The organism is Blautia segnis, assembly GCF_014287535.1.
GTDB lineage: Bacteria > Bacillota > Clostridia > Lachnospirales > Lachnospiraceae > Blautia_A > Blautia_A acetigignens.
The window spans coordinates 1-17,266 of the sequence record NZ_JACOOT010000010.1; the positions used below are offsets into that span (position 1 = coordinate 1).

The following is a 17,266-nucleotide window of genomic DNA, read 5'->3' on the forward strand; positions in this document are numbered from 1 at the left end:
CCGTATGCCTTAATAGGGCACGTGCGGTTCTGTGAGGGGCTTTTGAGACTTGAACCTCTCATCGCAAAACAATATATGATGAAAGGATGTGAAAAAGTCGAGACAAAGTCTACTCGACGGTTTGGATGAAATACAAGATTTTAGTTGTCGATGATGATAAAGAATTGGTGAAAATGCTTTGTAGTTATTTTAATATGAAACAATATGAAACCATTACGGCTACAGATGGAATGGAAGCATTAAATAAAATAGAAATGAAACCGGATATTATTTTGTTGGATATCAATATGCCACGCATGGATGGGATTGAAGTATGTCGTCTGATACGCAGTAAAGTGTTATGTCCAATTTTATTTCTAACAGCAAGAGTTGACGAAGATGATAAAATTAATGGGTTGCTTTCGGGTGGGGATGATTATATTACGAAACCATTTAGTCTTCGGGAGTTGGAAGCAAGGATTGTCACAAACATAAAGAGAGAAGAAAGGCATCAACAAAAAACAGAATACCGCTTCATGGATGAAATGCTGATTGATTATTCTGAAAAAATAGTAGCTATAGCTGGACACAGGATGGAGTTCACAAAAATTGAATATCAGATTATTGAATTCTTATCCATGCATCCAGGGCAGGTGTTTGATAAAGAACGTATATATGCACAAGTCTGTGGATATGATGCGGAAGGGGACAGTAGAACGATAACGGAATTAGTACGGCGTATAAGGAAAAAAATAGCGGATTATTCAGAAAAAGAATACATAGAAACTGTATGGGGGATTGGATACCGATGGAAAAAATAAGAAACTTGTCACTGAAAAAAACAATTCTGCTTTATTTTGTGATCAGCTTAACGGCAGCATTTCTGTTATCTGGATTTACAGTTCATTTTGCAAGAAATATGCAGAATAAAATATGGGAAAAATATATTGATTATGCAGATTATACGGACGTGTTTCAGCAATATGGAAAGAAATACGAGATTGAGATATCAAGACCTAATCAATCGCAGATGAATCGTTTGGACCATCATCTTTCGGAAATGTGTGACTTTATGGAAACATATTCGGTACTGATTTTTTCGATTGTTGGGAGTGTTGCTGCGGTATTCTTTTTTTATAAAAATAAGTTAAAGACACCTCTACAGGAACTAAAAGATGCCTCACAAATGATTGCAGATAATGAACTGGATTTTCATGTGTCCTATGAAAATAAAGATGAGATGGGAACTTTGTGTAAAGAATTTGAAATGATGCGAAGTGATTTAGCAGATAACAACAGAAAGATGTGGCGAATGATTGATGACGAGAAGGTTTTGCGGAATGCAATTGCACATGATATACGTTCTCCACTTTCCATATTGCGTGGGTATCAGGAAATGCTCTTAGAGTTTGTTTCTGCTGAGAGTATAAAAACAGAGGATGTTATTGATATCTTACAAACAGGCATGTATCAGATTGACCGTATAGAGCATTTCACGGAAAACATGAGAAAAATGTCCCATTTAGAACAGAGGGAACTGCAATGCTCAGAGATAGAATTATCGGAACTGGCAAAAAAGATTGAGGCAGAAGCTGCCATGCTGTCCAAGAAGGAAAGTAAATTATGTAAGGTAGAAAGAGTGCAGGAACAAAACATTGTGAAAGTGGATGAGGAACTTGTCATGGAAGTGGCAGACAACTTACTGGAAAATGCGGTTCGATATGCACAAAAAAGTATTGTTTTGCAGATAAAGAAAAAGGATGGTTTTCTTATAATTTCTGTTGAAGATGATGGAATAGGATTTGTGGATACTGAGGAAAAAGTAACAGAACCATTTTATCATAAGAATCCACAAGATGATTTAAAGCATTTTGGCCTTGGTATGTATATTTCTCGTATTTTCTGTGAAAAGCATGGAGGAAATTTGAAAATATATAATGCCAGACAAGGCGGTGCTCATGTAGAAGCTCTTTTCAAAGCTGAATAAAAATACTTTATAAGGCTGAAATCACAAATAAAGTGGTTTTAGTCTTTTTTATTGTGAATTTATTGAGAATTGATTTGTATGATGTTGTTAAAGAAATAAAGAAAGGAAGAGATACAATGAAAACAATCATAAAAAGAAGTATACTTGATTATTTAAAGAACCCTGTTTTGTGGATTGGCTTGATTATTATAGTTGCCAGTATGTATCAATGTCTGTCATCGTATTTGCAAATTCATTATATCAAACAGAATGAACAGATCACACAAAATGACGTAGCATTGGAAGATGCTGATGTCATGGATGGGTACATTCCCACATCTGATGATAAAGAAAGAAGAAGGGAGTGGGAAGATACGATCAAAGAGACGTTAATGGACACCTCCAAAAATGGTTTTGGATTTAGCAGGCAGGAAGCAGATCATGTAATGAAAGAAATTCAGAATATGGATGTAAAGACTGCTTCTGAGTTTTTGGAATCCCAATATGGCTATTATAATGCAATATATGCTTATGAGGACCTTGAAATTCATAAGGGGACAGCAGAAGAAATCAATCATTATATCGAGCGGAAATTATCCGAACATTCTTTTTCCTGGTACTTTGCCAAAAAATTTACGGATTTTGCAGGATTGCATATGGCCTTTTTTGCAACAGTCTTGCTATCATTTTTATTTATTCAGGATACACGAAAAAGTACCTATGAATTATTACATACAAAGCCTGTTACGGCAATCCAATATATATGTGGGAAAGTAATAAGCGGATTCATTAGTATGCTGGGAGTATTAGTGATTTTGAATGTTATATTCTTTATGCTGTGTTTGAAAACGTCTTTAGAATCGGGCTTTCCAGTAACACCAATTGATTTTTGCGTGAATTCTCTGATCTATATTGTTCCGAATCTTTTGATGATATGTTGTGTCTATACAATTACAGCATTAATATTTAAAAATCCGCTTCCGGCAGCACCAATCTTGTTTTTACACATTATATATTCAAATATGCTGACCATGAAGAATGATATTTATTATATGAGACCGTTCTCTATTATGGTGCGATTCCCTGGCAGATTTTTTGAAACACATGCAGCCAAAATGTCAAACATAAATCAGATTATTCTTGTAATTTCATCAGTTATATTAGTATGTATTTCTGTTACAATCTGGAAAAGGAGGAGGGTTCATTGAAAACGGAACTAAAAAACTGCCTGTCGTTATATAAGATTTTTTATTCATGTGCATTTATACTGATATTGTGTGCTATTCATCCGATTATATACTATGAAGAAATCGGTTCAGCGATTCAGTCTCCAATAGCATTTTTAACAATTATTTTTTGTAGTGACACATATTTGATGGAAGTAAAAAGTAAGCGTGCCGATGTATTTCATTTGTATGATCAAAAAAAGCAGTTAAAAGTAATATCACAGAGAGTGTGCGTTCAAATATTATATTTATTAATACTTTCCTGTGTTGGATATGTTTTGTTTTTCTGGCAAAAACCGGGCAGTGTAAACGAAGGCGTTTCGGGCACTCAGATATTCCTTTTATTTTCCATTGCAATGTTCGGAACCATCTGGCTTTGGAGTATATGCTCTGTGATTTTGTGTACATTGCTTGGAAATATGTGGGCAGGTATAGGATGTTTATTTGGAATTGTCATTGGACTTATATCAAAAGCGGGAAGTTCATTTTTCGGAAATCTGGGATTGTTTTCTTTCAGCTTTTGTGAACCTACTCAATTAATGTCCGAGAGTTGGATTTATGGAACGCTTGTGTCTTTTATAGTGGGTCTGCTTTTATTTGCAGTATTACCAATGGCTTTAAAGAAAAGGGGATAGATTATGAGTATTAGAATAAATGATTTAACAGTTAGATTTAAAAATGGTGTAGTTGCAGTAAATAAGGCATCTCTTGAAATACCTAAGGGAATTTACGGACTTTTGGGAGAGAATGGTGCTGGAAAAACCACTTTGATGAGGGTTCTTACAACTGTTTTAAAACAAACGGAAGGAATGGTTTCCCTTGATGGAATTCTATATAACGAGGGAAATTATGAGAAAATACAGAAAAAGATTGGTTATCTTCCACAGGAAATCGACTTATATCCGAATCTTACGGTGAAAGAATGTCTTGTATATATGGGGGGACTGTCAGGAGTATCCAGAAATGACCTCGAACAAAGAATTACCTATTATCTGGAAAAGACTTCTCTTACAGAGCATCAGAATAAAAAAATGCGGCAATTATCTGGTGGTATGAAGAGACGTGTCGGACTCATACAGGCACTTCTTAATAATCCGGATTTTTTGATTATTGACGAACCAACAACTGGGTTAGATCCGGAAGAAAGAATCAGGATCCGCAATCTTCTGGTTGATTTTTCAAAGGATAGAACGGTGCTGTTTTCCACTCATGTAGTAGAAGATTTAGCAGCAACCTGTACACAGCTTGCCATTATGAAAAAAGGAAGTTTTTTATATTCCGGAAGCGTGAGTGGATTGCTGGAAAATGCAAAGGGCTGTGTTTGGAATTGTACGGTACAAAATGCAGAAGAGGCCCGTTTGTTAGAAGCCAATTATTCTATTTCATCTAAGCAGTATGTAGAAAATGGAATTCATATGAAAATATTAAGCAAAGGAAAGCCAAATGAGAATTGTGTCCTGGATAATGATATCACTTTGGAAGATGCATATATTTATTTGACGAATAGTTGAATATAACGGCGGGCAAGTTGCCCGCCGTAAATTGTACTTATTTTGTTAAAAGACCGGATAGAGTTTTTCCAATGGAAAATCCAATCTGTGGATATAACTCCTGAATCTCCAGATATTTTGCTTCAATCATTTCAGGCTCATCAGCCCAGATCTTTTCATATATTTTGAAAGCTTTTTTAAAATGTGTTTTGGCGTGTGAAAGATTGGCGGTCATCAGATAAATGGTTGCAAGGGTTTCCTGTACTTTGGCATAATCCAGACATTCATCGGAATGGTATTCCTTGATGATGCCGGATAATTTTTGCAATTCGGAGATTCCTCTTTCGGGTTCCTGCTGTTCTGTCAGGAACATTGCATAATTGGCAATCTGAGGTATGCTGTCATTTATATGAAGCAGGTTAAATTGGTCAAGCAGTGAGATACTTTTTTCCATGTGTTCTCTTGCAAGATCGGGATAAGCGTTCATGCGGTAAAGTCCACCGAGATTGGCATGAAGGTTGGAAACAAGGCGAGCATTGTCAGCAGTGATAGTTTCTATCTGGGCAAGTGCATCCTTTTCCAGTTTTATTGCTTTTTCAGGTTTGGTTTCAAGAGTTGCCTGAAAATCTAGTAATAATGCCCGGTCAGAGTCGGTTCCAATGTTTTTTGTCTTTAACAGCCCCGTCAGTTCCTGAATGATTCCATTCATACCTTTGTGGTAGTTATAGTTATCCATGTATGGAAATGCATTTTCCAGAAAAAGCAGATACTTTGGTATATCATCCTTTTCAATCAATTCTATGATATTTCCGATTGTTTGAAATAGCTTTTTGTAATAATCTACTTCCATTCCATGCATTAAACATATTTTCTGTAAAGAATCCAGTAATATGTGGCAGCGAGTTACAGATGGTTTTGTCTCTGAAAGGGTGATTTCCTGAATCATCGGATGCAGAGAGATAGTGCGACGTGTTGTTGTCTGAACGAAACCAGTCTCAATTAAATCGTTGATCTCATTTAGTGTGGGCAGTTCCAGCCATTTGGCAAACATACGGGCAGAAATATCGGTGGAAGGAAGAAAGCACATATTACACATGATATCCTGCTGTTCAAGAGATAAAGTGTATAAAGAAAACAGCGTATGGATATGACTGTAATAGGTGGCTTTGCTGCTTTGTCCATCTTTGATTATTTTAATTTTATCTTCGTTATGGAAAGATGCTTTTTCCACCTGAAGTCTTGTTAATAACTGGTCTGGAGTTGAGATTCCATTTTCCAGAAGTTTTGCTGCCAGTTCCACGGCAAAAGTATGAGAGTGAACAGTTTCGATGATCTTTTCAACTGTTGCCCGGTACGTGTCTGCCTCTGAATAGAATACCGATGTCAGCTGGAAGAGAGCGTTCATATCCTCTATTTCTTTTAATGGTAGAGTACAGTATTCATCCAGTTTGCTTCTGGTTGTAAACAAAATCTGGCAGCGATATTTTAATACTACTGACAGAAAGCTGTCTTGTGTGGCAGTGACATTAAAATTATCTATGATAAGCAGAGTATCGGATTTCAGGGAACGCAGAAAACGGTTATGTCTTTGAAACCGTTCCTGTTCAGTGCTTTCCGGAAGATCGTCAATAAAATCCATGTCAGTAATATCCTGATGAAGATTACCTGTATATTCTACATATAGAATGTTAGTGTAATGCTTTTTGTAATGTTTTGCGTAGGCTTTGGCAAGTTCGCTTTTACCAATACCGGCGATTCCGCAAAGAAAAACATGCCGGTTTTCCTCAAGCATGGTATATAATTCTTCCAGTTCTTTATCTCTTCCGATAAAATGACGGCATGGTTTCGGAACCTCACTGTCCATAATATAATCCAGCACAATGGGTGACAGGGCACCTCCGGCAATTAATTTTTGATTTTTAGTATCACGTTTGATAAATTGTCGCTCCATGCCAAAAGAAATCAGCTTTGCAAGAAAAAGCAGACGTGAGCTGGCTGGTTTGTACAGAGAAGCCAGATCTTTCTTTTTGGCATCGGAGATGGTGTCATCTTGTATAAATAATGTGTATATATCCTGCATAGCCATATTGCAGTCAGACATCAATGGAAGCAGATTCTGGTGAATGGTTTCTGCCAGCTTTTTCTGATTACTGGGTTTGGAATAGTAGGCAGATATTTTGGGACTGATCTTTGCTTGACCGGTCAGCCAACGACAAACCAGACCATTATCCATAGAAAAATCCTGATTTGCCGGATCATCCATAAAATCTTCAAATAATTCGTATAAAAAATCAGGCTGACTCATTTGATTACTTTCGCTGATATGATTTTTTAAGCAAGTGCTAATAGAAGAAAAATCGCATCGATTCAATAGAAATTCCCCTTTCGTAGTTAAGATTAAGTATATCTATCATAACACGAACATATATTCGATTCAAGAAAATGCGGATATTTTTAAATTGATTGTGTCAATTTACAATCAATTTCTATTCAATGTGGTTTTCCGGCAAGTTCTGTAAAATAAGCTCAGATCAAAACAATAACGGGAGGAGCTTATGCAACAGAATATTGAATTTGAGCGGTGCATTGATTTTCTGGTACGGATGATTGATAAGTACGGCGAAGAAGTCCTCCGGGAGTTGGAGGAAGAAAAACAGAATAAGGAAGAAAAAGAAGCGGCAGTTTCCTGAAATACAAAATGTAAATCAGACTGTCGCTTTTTTGTGAAATTATTCGGTTGCGTTATCTTTTACTTCTGCAAGCATATAAGAATTATATTTACTTTTACGCTTAAATATAATATAATTTAAGCACAAAAGCAAATATCAAGGATAAGGAGGACAACTATGTCAACATCAGATATTTTGGAATCGCTAATTGAAAAAGATAATGGATATTTGATTACATCGAAGGCCGTTGAATCAGGTGTATCAAAGCCATCTGTCTCAAAATACGTCAGAGAGCATGATATGGAAAAAGTGGCACATGGCATTTATATCTTAGATAATGTGTGGCCAGATGAGTTGTTTGTCCTCCAGCAACGAAATAAGAATATTATTTATTCGGGCGAGACCGCCCTTTATTTGCATGGTCTTACCGACAGAGAATACAGTCATATTTGTTTCACTGTTCCTATCGGGTATAATGCAACACATATCAAAAAGAAAAACAAAGAAGTTCGTTATGCAAACCCAGAGATTCTTGATATGGGGACTTGTGAGATCCCGTCAAGTAGCGGTAACTTGGTTAAAGTATATGACAAGGAAAGATGTATTTGTGATTTGATTAAAGATCGAAAGAAATATGAAATTCAGTTATATCAGACAGCAATTAAGGAATATATGTCTTCGAAGGAAAAGAATCTTTCAAGATTGATTGAGTATGCGGTTAAACTTGGAGTAAGGGATGAAGTGATGATGTATGTGGAGGTAATGGTATGATTCATACAGCGAAACAACTTAAAGACAAAGTAAAAAACATGTCAGGCGGGAATGGTGAAGTTGCGCAAGCATTAATTAGAACATATTTTATGGAAAGGTTCTTAGAAAGAGTTTCTGTTTCTGAATACAGGAATAATTTTATTTTGAAAGGCGGAATGCTTGTTGCTTCTATTGTTGGTGTAGACATGAGAGCTACAATGGATATCGATACAACTGTGAAAGCATTACCTCTTAATGAGAAGGATGCTAGAGCAATCATTGAGAGAATCGGTGAGCTTCAGCTTGAAGATGGGGTAACCTTTAAGATTACGTCAGTAAAAGAAATCATGGAAGAATTTGATTATCCTGGCGTTAGGATGATGATAGAAGCTAATCTGGAACGAATGAGGCAACCTTTTAAGATCGATATTTCTACGGATGATGCAATCACGCCAGGTGCAGTAGAGTATAAATACAAGCTTATGTTTGAAGACAGATCAATTTCAGTTTTGTCGTATAATCTTGAAACTCTTCTTGCGGAAAAGATGCAGACGATTTTGGCAAGAGGACTTGCGAATACCAGAATGAGGGATTTTTATGATGTATATGAGATTATGAATTCAAAGGCTGATCAGATAAGCTTTGATGTTTTGAAAAAGGCATTTGCGGCTACTTGCATGAAGCGTGAAACTTCTTTTGGTGAGGAGGAAGTGAGAGAAACCTTAGACAAGATTAAAGATGATTCTGGACTCGAAGAAATGTGGAATCGTTTTAAGCGTGTAAACTATTTTGTTGATGATCTTCCGTGGGGAGAAATATCGGAAACAATAGTAGATAATATTGAAAAAATTTCTTTTTTTAGCGATCAGGTTTCCTGGATCAGTGATGAAAAGGGAATAAAAGACAGGAACAAGTTTTGAAGAAAAATCCTCTAAGAGATAGTGAAATACCTATTGTCTTAGAGGATTTTTTATTGAAGAATTTTAATATTTAAGAGTTTGTTTTTTTCTTTTTGACATTAAAGCTAAGATTTCCTGTGGGTTCGTTTACTGACGTCCGGGAAGTGTCTGCTTTGGTGTGCGGTCACGGTCGGCTTCGTCAATTGCTGTGACAAAACGTTTTACGCTATTTGGATTGGATATGAGAAAATTATGAGTAATACTTGAAGTAGCCATACGGACACCTCCCAGTTTTTGTGGCTTTTTTTGTGTATTAATTATACGATTGGCAGAGAAATGCGTCAATATGAAAAATAAGTATTGAAAATAGTTGGAACAAGTACTAAAATTAAGTTGGGACATTGAATGGAAGTTATGTTACGAGATAATAAGAATTGTAGGTGGAAGGTTTGAACATAGAAGCATATGATGCTGATTCATTGAGAAAAATGGTTAGGTTGCTTGAATATGAGAACAAGATATTAAAAGATAAATTGAAGAAAGCAGGCATTTCATATGAAGAGGTGAATCCTTTTGAAGAAAAAATAGAAAGTGCAGAAGAATATGACCTGGATCAAGGGAGTCGTATTGTAAATCCGCCATATATTACAGAGAAAATGGCAATACGTTTCTTTTCGATGTTTTGGGGAAGAGAAGATGTATATGCTAGACGGGGAAAGAACGGGGGGTATTTTCCACAATGTGCAAATCGTTGGAATGACCGGCTTTGTCCTAAACAACGTAAAGAGAAGATATTTTGTGATGAATGTGAAAATACCCAATGGATTAGTTTGGATGTTAAAAAAATAATTGCTCATTTGTTAGGCACAAAAGAAGATGGATCAGATGTAATAGGTGTATATCCTTTACTGCCAAATGGTACATGCAGATTTATAGTATTTGATTTTGATAATCACGAAAAAGGAGCAGAGGTTACGGACTTTGCAAATACGGATAATGAGTGGCATAAAGAAGTGGATGCGCTTAGAAAAATGTGTGAGCTTAATGGTATCAGACCTTTAGTTGAGAGGTCTCGATCTGGAAAAGGTGCCCATGTATGGATTTTCTTTAAAAAGGCAATACCTGCGGCAACAGCAAGGAATTTTGGATTTCTCCTATTAGACAAGGGTTCAACTTCCATCAATCTGAAATCGTTTCATTATTATGATAGAATGTATCCTTCGCAGGATGTGGCAAGCAGCATAGGTAATTTGATTGCATTGCCATTACAGGGGCAGGCTCTTAAAAATGGAAATAGTGCTTTTGTAGATGAAAATTGGAATGCTTATCCTGATCAATGGGATGCTCTTTTCAATAAAACAAGAAAGCTGGGAATAGAAGATGTTGAACAATGCATGGCAAAATGGCAGGGAGAATTAGCAGAAGTCCGAGGAACGCTTACTAATATTGAGAAGAATGTCAGACCGAAACCATGGAAGAAGAAATGTGAGTTTTGTAAGTTAGATGTTGTGGGCAAGCTTCACATGGTATTGGGCAATGGAGTTTATGTTGATACTCTGAATCTTATGCCAAGAATACAAAATCAGATTCGTAGTTTGGCGGCATTTGATAATCCGGAATTTTACAAAAATAAAAGGCTGGGATATTCTAATTATTATAATTTCAGTGCTGTATATTTAGGTAAGGATATAGATGGATATATACAGATTCCGAGAGGACTGCGGGAAAATATTATACAGGAATGTGAAAAAGCAGGCATTTCAGTTGATGTTTCAGATCAAAGAGAAACAGGACAACCTATCAGAGTATCTTTTAAAGGTGATTTGCGAATGCAACAGGAATTAGCGGCAGAAAAATTATTATCACATTCAGATGGGGTTCTGAGTGCGGCAACTGCATTTGGAAAGACTGTAGTATGTAGTTACCTTATTGCAGAGCGAAAAGTAAATACGCTCATTTTGCTGCAAAGTAAAGATTTGCTTAATCAGTGGGTTGATGAATTGAATCATTTCTTAGAGATAAGAGAAGAACCACCGGAATATGAAACAAAAACAGGAAGAAAGAAAAAAAGAAATAGTGTGATAGGCGTTTTGCACGGAAATAAAAATACATTGACAGGGATTATAGATGTTGCAATGGTTGGTTCAATGTACAGCAGAGGAAAATTTAATGAACGGATTAATTCTTACGGAATGGTAATTATGGATGAATGTCATCACGCAGCTTCTAACACATCTATGGAATTATTGCAGAAAATAAATGCAAAATATGTATATGGTGTTTCTGCTACACCTAAACGTGGTGACAGTCTTGATCGGATTATCTATATGCTGCTGGGACCTTTGAGACATAGATTTACTGCGTTGGAGAGGGCTAAGGAGCAAGGGATTGGAAATTATTTTGTCCCAAGATACACAAGAGTAGTTGATACTGCAGAAAGCAAGGAAAATATTAATAAAGCATATAATTTGATTAGTACCAGTAAGGTGCGCAATGAAATGATTATAGATGATGTTATAACTTGTGTTGCAAGAAAACAAACTCCTGTAATTTTAACAAGATTTAAGGAACATGCAAAATTTTTACATGATGCCTTAAAGGAAAAAGCAGATCATGTATTCCTTTTATATGGGGATAATTCGGATAAGGAAAATGCTGAAATAAGAGTAAAATTAAAGCAGATACCTGAAAATGAATCGCTTATTTTGGTGGCAACTGGTCAGAAAATAGGAGAAGGGTTTGATTTCCCAAGACTGGATGTATTAATGCTTGCAGCACCTGTATCTTTTGAAGGACGCCTGGAACAGTATGTAGGTAGATTAAACAGAGATTATGTCGGAAAAGAAGCTGTTTATGTGTATGATTATATTGATTCGCATGTGCGTTATTTTGATAAAATGTATGCAAAAAGATTGAGAACGTACAGGAAGACAGGATTTTCAATCTGGACACAAGAGTTGCAACCTAAACAAATAATAAATGCAATATTTGATTCTGTAAATTATACCGAAAAATTCGAGCAAGATATTGTAGAGTCAGAAAAAATGGTGGTAATTTCCAGTCCAGATATCAGACAGGATAAAATTGACAGATTTTTATTACTAATCAAGAAGAGACAGGAAGTAGGGGTAAAGGTCACTGTTATTACAACAGATCCGGAAGATATTACTTACGGAAAGTCAGATGTATGTTATGAATTAATCAGAGCAATGCAATTGGTAGGAATAAATGTGATAACAAGAACAGAAGTAGAAGAATGTTTTGCCGTTATTGATGATGAAATAGTATGGCATGGCGGGATGAATCTACTTGGAAAAGCTGATGTCTGGGATAACTTAATGCGTATCAGAAATTCACAAGTTGCAACGGAATTGTTGGAAATTGCTTTGGGATATTCTGAGGAGAGGAGGAAAAGTGAATAAAAAGATAAAATGTGATACCTATACCAGAGTATCCACAACCATGCAGGTAGATGGCTACAGTCTGGATGCTCAGAAAGAAAAACTCAAGAGATATGCGGAATTTCAGAACATGGAAATCGTAAATGAGTATTCCGATGAAGGTAAATCTGGAAAGAGCGTAGAGGGCAGACCGGAATTTCAGAGAATGTTGGATAATATTGAGAATGGCACAGATGAGGTGCAGTTTGTACTGGTGTTCAAGCTTTCCAGATTCGGTCGTAATGCGGCAGATGTATTAAACTCTTTGCAGAGGATGCAGGATTTTGGAGTGAATCTGATCTGTGTTGAAGATGGGATTGACAGCTCAAAAGATAGTGGAAAGCTGATGATTTCTGTTCTGTCTGCGGTGGCAGAGATTGAACGGGAGAATATCCTTGTTCAGACAATGGAAGGACGTAAGCAGAAAGCAAGGGAAGGAAAATGGAACGGCGGGTTTGCTCCATATGGCTATGAATTGGTAAATGGAGAATTGCAGATCGCAGAGGACGAAGCAGAGATTATTCGTCTGATCTATGATAAATTTATTCATACCAATATGGGAATCTCTGCGATTGCTGCATGGCTGAACCAGCATGGATATAAAAAGAAAAAACGACAGAATAATACACTGGACGCATTTGCCGCATCATTTATAAAAGGCGTTCTGGATAATCCGGTATACTGTGGAAAGCTGGCTTATGGACGAAGGAAAAACGAGAAAGTTTCTGGTACAAGAAATGAATATCGCATTGTAAAGCAGGAAAATTATATGCTGCACGATGGTATCCATGAAGGGATTATTTCGGAAACAGACTGGGAGCTGGCTCATCAAAAACGGGAAAAAACAGGTGTGAAATATGAAAAGACACATAGTCTCGATCATGAGCATATCTTATCCGGAATATTGAGATGCCCGTTATGTGGAAGCGGTATGTATGGAAACGTGAATCGAAAGAAAAAGAAAGACGGAACCTTATATAAGGATTATTTCTATTATGCCTGCAAACATCGTCGCCTGGTAGATGGTCATAAATGTGGATATCGTAAACAATGGAGCGAGGAGAAGATTAACAATGCAGTGGAAGAGGTTATTCGGAAGCTGGTGAAGAATCCTAAATTCGAAGAAGCAATTCTGAATAAAATCGGTTCAAGAATAGATACAGAAGAAATAGAAAAAGAGATTGAAGGACTGGAAAAACAGCACAGGCAGCTGACCGGAGCAAAAGGAAGACTTGGACAGCAGATGGATAGCCTGGACATCATGGATAAATTTTACGAGAAGAAATATCAGGATATGGAGACAAGGTTATACCGTCTGTATGATGAAATTGAAGGCGTGGAGAACAGTATAGAAGAAGTCAAGAATCGCCTGCTGAATATCCGGCAACAGAAAATATCAGAAGAAAACGTCTATCAATTTCTTTTATATTTTGATAAACTATATGATAAGTTCACCGACCTGGAGAAGAAAGAATTTCTTAACAGTTTTGTAGAACAGGTGGACATTTACGAGCAGGAGCAGCCGGATGGCAGATTCCTGAAGCACATAAAGTTCCGTTTCCCTGTGTATTTTGGAGGCGGGGAGACACAGGAACTTTGTTGGGACAAAGAAAGTACCGTTGAAACTGTGTGCCTCTTGAGCAACCGAAAACCAGATACCACGGTAAAACTCATAATACACTGAAACAAAGCAAAACAGAAGCTGTTGATGCGTTAGAAGATAACGTGTCAGCGGCTTTTTCTTTTTATCTAAAAATCTATTAGTCAAGTCTGAAAGGAGTCAATTCTATGGCAAAGAAAAATGTAAGAAACATGAAGGTTTGTGGACAGAGCGGTTATAAATATGAGACAGTTCCGGCGATTACATAAAAAATACCTCCGTTTTCGTATTGATTGATTCAGCAGGTCGTACCGGTGTGGTACTGCTTTGCTGTGGGGTAAGCATACGAAAATCGGAGGAAAAAGGCATTGAGGGGAAATTGAGCTGGAATTGAGTGAATGTTTGGAAAGTTGTAAAATTGAATTTCCATTTTGGCAAAGAATTACCACAGTAATTGTGATGAGATAACGTGAATGAAAAATATAGTGATTGGGTATCCGGCAAATTTGATTCTTAAAAGTAGCATTTCTAAATGCAGCAAATTTTTATTATAAAACATTACTTTACAAGAAGAATAAAAAAGTATATAATTCTTTAATAAAATATTTAATAAAAGAGGATGAGAAAACGGAAAATAAAGATAAAAGAAATATAACAAGAAAAAAAATAATTAATTATGTGCTGAACAATCATGTTACATCCAAGGCGGAAATTGCAAAAGAGTTAAACTTGAGTATGCCGACTGTGTTAGCAAATGTGAATGACTTGTTAGAAAAAATGGTGTTGGAAGAAACTGGGGAATATGCTTCGACTGGTGGCCGGAAGGCAAAAAGTATAGGAATTAATAAGTCATACTGTCATGCAATGGGAATTTTGATTACAGCGAATCATATAGAAATGGTATTAGTAAATCTTGGAGATGAGATTATAAAAAAAGATCGCATCCGTTTAAAATTTACGGCAGAATTATCCTATTGTACAGAGGTGGCACAAAAGGTCAAAACTTTTCTTGAAGGCGAATTAGCGAAGGATACGCTACTTGGGATTGGAGTGGCGATTCCAGGAATCATTGATCAGAAAGAACGGATCGTTTTAAAATCTCATGCTTTAGGCATAGAGAATTATAGTCTGCGCTTTTTAGAGCAGGCTCTGGAAATTCCAGTATATTTTGAAAATGATGCTAATGCTGCAATGCTTGCAGAAAAAAAGCAAAAGTATCCAAATGCGATATATCTGTCTTTGAACCATACCTTAGGAGGCGCATTCTGCATAGATGGAAAGCTGTTTCGAGGGCAGAACCAGAAAGCAGGGGAGTTTGGTCACATGATACTCGTTCCCGGTGGAAGAAAGTGTTATTGTGGTAAATCAGGATGTGCGGATGCATATTGTGCTGCAAGTGTACTGACACAAGATAACAGGCAGTCACTGGATGCATTTATGGAAAAAATTGAAAGTGGTGATGAAAAAACTTTTCAGACATGGAATGAGTATCTGGATCATCTTGCTGTTTTGATATCAAATCTGCGGATGGCATATGATATGGATATCATACTAGGAGGTGATGTGGGAGGGGTATTGTCAGATTATATGATACCACTGGGAGAAAAAGTGATGGCATATAATGGCTTTGAGCATGATGTTTCATACTTGAAAAATTGTTCGTATAAGAAAGAAGCGTCGGCTGTTGGAGCCGCGAAATACTTTTTTACAAAACATATGGTAGAATTGTAAATTTTTTGAACGCAGATAAGCAGTCCACCGCATCTGATGCGTAGGGCAAGGGGATGTTTAGTCTGTTGGAGTTAAAAACTCCCACTGACAGGTTGCAAAGCGAATGCAGATGTCCGCTTTATATGCGTGAAAAACGAGAAGTTGTCTAAAATTAGAAAAAGATATTATAGTAAAAAACGGAAAGAAAACAGTAACTACGGTTTCCTTTCCGTTTTTGCGTGTTGATTGTGAAAAACACACAAAAAATGTATTTTGAAATTATGAAATATATAAAATTATGAAAAACATATTGACAAATCGTGTTTACAGGGTAATAATGTAATTACTTTAATAAAACATTTTACAAAACATAAAATAAAACAATATAAAAAAGGAGGAAACAATTATGTTACAGCAGGTAATGACAAATCCAGGAGAAATTATTTTTAGAGAGGTTCCGGTTCCGGAGGTAAAAGAAAATCAGGTGTTGGTAAAGATTATGAATATTGGTGTTTGTGGATCAGATATTCATGTTTATCATGGAAAACATCCGTTTACAAAATATCCGGTAACACAGGGACATGAGGTTTCCGGTGAGATCACAGAACTTGGAAAAAATGTCACAGAGTTTCAGGTTGGACAGAAGGTGACGATAGAGCCGCAGGTATATTGTGGACACTGCTATCCATGCCGTCATGGAAAGTATAATCTTTGTGAGGAATTAAAAGTAATGGGATTTCAGACGACAGGAACAGCATCTGAGTATTTTGCAGTGGATGCATCGAAAGTAACACCGATTCCAGAAGATATGTCCTATGAAGAAGGAGCTATGATCGAACCTCTTGCGGTGGCAGTTCATGGTGTAAAACAGATGGGCGATGTGGCTGGTATGAATATTGCAGTCCTTGGCGCAGGACCGATCGGAAATCTCGTGGCACAGGCAGCAAAAGGAATGGGGGCAGCGAAAGTGATGATCACAGATATCAGTGATCTTAGACTGGCAAAGGCAAAAGAATGTGGAATTGATGTGTGTGTGAATACCAAAAATAAAGACTTCGGTGAGGCAATGATCGAAGCCTTTGGACCGGATAAGGCGGATGTAATCTACGACTGTGCTGGAAACAATATCACAATGGGGCAGGCAATCAAGTATGCAAGAAAAGGAAGTACAATCGTATTGGTGGCTGTTTTTGCTGGAATGGCAGAGATAGATCTTGCGGTGGCAAATGACCACGAACTTGACATTAAGAGCACGATGATGTACCGCCATGATGATTATATAGATGGAATCAGACTGGTAAATGAGGGCAAAGTTCATTTGAAACCGCTTATCTCAAAGACATTTGCTTTTAAAGATTATCTGAAGGCATACCAGTATATTGATGATAACCGTGAGACAACGATGAAAGTAATTATCAATGTAAGTGAAAAGTAAGGAGTTCACATGAAAAATATACAGTTATTACAGACGGAATCGAAGAATTGCCATTTGGGGAAAATGGTGTGAAGTTTTTTATGATTAAGGGACCAAATGAGG

General features: G+C 36.8%; 14 protein-coding genes. 12 read left to right on the forward strand and 2 right to left on the reverse strand.

Translation table 11 applies throughout. The features are described 5' to 3' along the window. Nucleotides 1-125: 125 nt before the first annotated feature. From H8S54_RS04075 to H8S54_RS04095, 5 genes are all read left to right on the forward strand, one after another. Nucleotides 126-800 carry a response regulator transcription factor gene (locus tag H8S54_RS04075; protein ID WP_009265792.1) on the forward strand — a complete coding sequence of 225 codons (675 nt, stop codon included), beginning with the start codon at nucleotides 126-128 and terminating at the stop codon, nucleotides 798-800. Further along, the gene (locus tag H8S54_RS04080) at nucleotides 788-1,966 is read left to right on the forward strand and encodes a sensor histidine kinase (RefSeq protein WP_186900972.1); all 1,179 of its coding nucleotides are present in this window, start codon (nucleotides 788-790) and stop codon (nucleotides 1,964-1,966) included. The genes H8S54_RS04075 and H8S54_RS04080 overlap by 13 nt, the downstream gene beginning before the upstream one ends. 116 nt (nucleotides 1,967-2,082) lie before the next feature. Then, a complete protein-coding gene (locus H8S54_RS04085; protein ID WP_173688852.1) occupies nucleotides 2,083-3,153 on the forward strand; it encodes an ABC transporter permease subunit in 1,071 nt (356 codons plus the stop codon). Beyond that, nucleotides 3,150-3,806 (forward strand): hypothetical protein, encoded by a 657-nt coding sequence (locus H8S54_RS04090; RefSeq protein ID WP_009265789.1) that lies wholly within the window; start codon nucleotides 3,150-3,152, stop codon nucleotides 3,804-3,806. The genes H8S54_RS04085 and H8S54_RS04090 overlap by 4 nt, the downstream gene beginning before the upstream one ends. A 3-nt stretch (nucleotides 3,807-3,809) precedes the next feature. Then, nucleotides 3,810-4,682 (forward strand): ATP-binding cassette domain-containing protein, encoded by an 873-nt coding sequence (locus tag H8S54_RS04095; protein ID WP_118199225.1) that lies wholly within the window; start codon nucleotides 3,810-3,812, stop codon nucleotides 4,680-4,682. 37 nt (nucleotides 4,683-4,719) lie between these two features. Here the strand turns inward: H8S54_RS04095 and H8S54_RS04100 are convergent, their stop codons facing one another. Next, nucleotides 4,720-6,966 (reverse strand): tetratricopeptide repeat protein, encoded by a 2,247-nt coding sequence (locus H8S54_RS04100; RefSeq protein ID WP_186900973.1) that lies wholly within the window; start codon nucleotides 6,964-6,966, stop codon nucleotides 4,720-4,722. 250 nt (nucleotides 6,967-7,216) lie between these two features. Here H8S54_RS04100 and H8S54_RS18425 point away from each other — a divergent pair, with 250 nt between their 5' ends. From H8S54_RS18425 to H8S54_RS04110, 3 genes are all read left to right on the forward strand, one after another. Further along, nucleotides 7,217-7,351, forward strand: a complete 135-nt coding sequence (locus H8S54_RS18425) for a hypothetical protein (RefSeq protein ID WP_004844681.1) — start codon at nucleotides 7,217-7,219, stop codon at nucleotides 7,349-7,351. A 156-nt stretch (nucleotides 7,352-7,507) separates the two neighbouring features. Continuing rightward, nucleotides 7,508-8,101 carry a type IV toxin-antitoxin system AbiEi family antitoxin domain-containing protein gene (locus tag H8S54_RS04105; RefSeq protein ID WP_117852288.1) on the forward strand — a complete coding sequence of 198 codons (594 nt, stop codon included), beginning with the start codon at nucleotides 7,508-7,510 and terminating at the stop codon, nucleotides 8,099-8,101. Continuing rightward, a complete protein-coding gene (locus H8S54_RS04110; RefSeq protein ID WP_243000223.1) occupies nucleotides 8,098-9,000 on the forward strand; it encodes a nucleotidyl transferase AbiEii/AbiGii toxin family protein in 903 nt (300 codons plus the stop codon). Before H8S54_RS04105 ends, H8S54_RS04110 begins: the two co-directional genes overlap by 4 nt. A 126-nt stretch (nucleotides 9,001-9,126) precedes the next feature. Here the strand turns inward: H8S54_RS04110 and H8S54_RS18430 are convergent, their stop codons facing one another. After that, complete coding sequence (locus tag H8S54_RS18430) at nucleotides 9,127-9,255, reverse strand: hypothetical protein (RefSeq protein ID WP_262579260.1); 129 nt, start codon at nucleotides 9,253-9,255, stop codon at nucleotides 9,127-9,129. 173 nt (nucleotides 9,256-9,428) lie between these two features. Here H8S54_RS18430 and H8S54_RS04115 point away from each other — a divergent pair, with 173 nt between their 5' ends. The 4 genes from H8S54_RS04115 to H8S54_RS04130 all read left to right on the forward strand — a co-directional run bounded on the left by H8S54_RS04115 (nucleotide 9,429) and on the right by H8S54_RS04130 (nucleotide 17,164). Continuing rightward, nucleotides 9,429-12,401: a TOTE conflict system archaeo-eukaryotic primase domain-containing protein gene (locus H8S54_RS04115; protein ID WP_173766818.1), complete on the forward strand. Its 2,973-nt coding sequence runs from the start codon at nucleotides 9,429-9,431 to the stop codon at nucleotides 12,399-12,401. Continuing rightward, the gene (locus H8S54_RS04120) at nucleotides 12,394-14,103 is read left to right on the forward strand and encodes a recombinase family protein (RefSeq protein ID WP_262579258.1); all 1,710 of its coding nucleotides are present in this window, start codon (nucleotides 12,394-12,396) and stop codon (nucleotides 14,101-14,103) included. Before H8S54_RS04115 ends, H8S54_RS04120 begins: the two co-directional genes overlap by 8 nt. Before the next feature lie 567 nt (nucleotides 14,104-14,670). Beyond that, nucleotides 14,671-15,750, forward strand: a complete 1,080-nt coding sequence (locus H8S54_RS04125; protein WP_330600107.1) for an ROK family transcriptional regulator — start codon at nucleotides 14,671-14,673, stop codon at nucleotides 15,748-15,750. A gap of 385 nt (nucleotides 15,751-16,135) precedes the next feature. Beyond that, on the forward strand, nucleotides 16,136-17,164 hold the full coding sequence (locus H8S54_RS04130; RefSeq protein WP_117852301.1) for a zinc-dependent alcohol dehydrogenase: 1,029 nt from the start codon (nucleotides 16,136-16,138) through the stop codon (nucleotides 17,162-17,164). Nucleotides 17,165-17,266 lie beyond the last annotated feature (102 nt).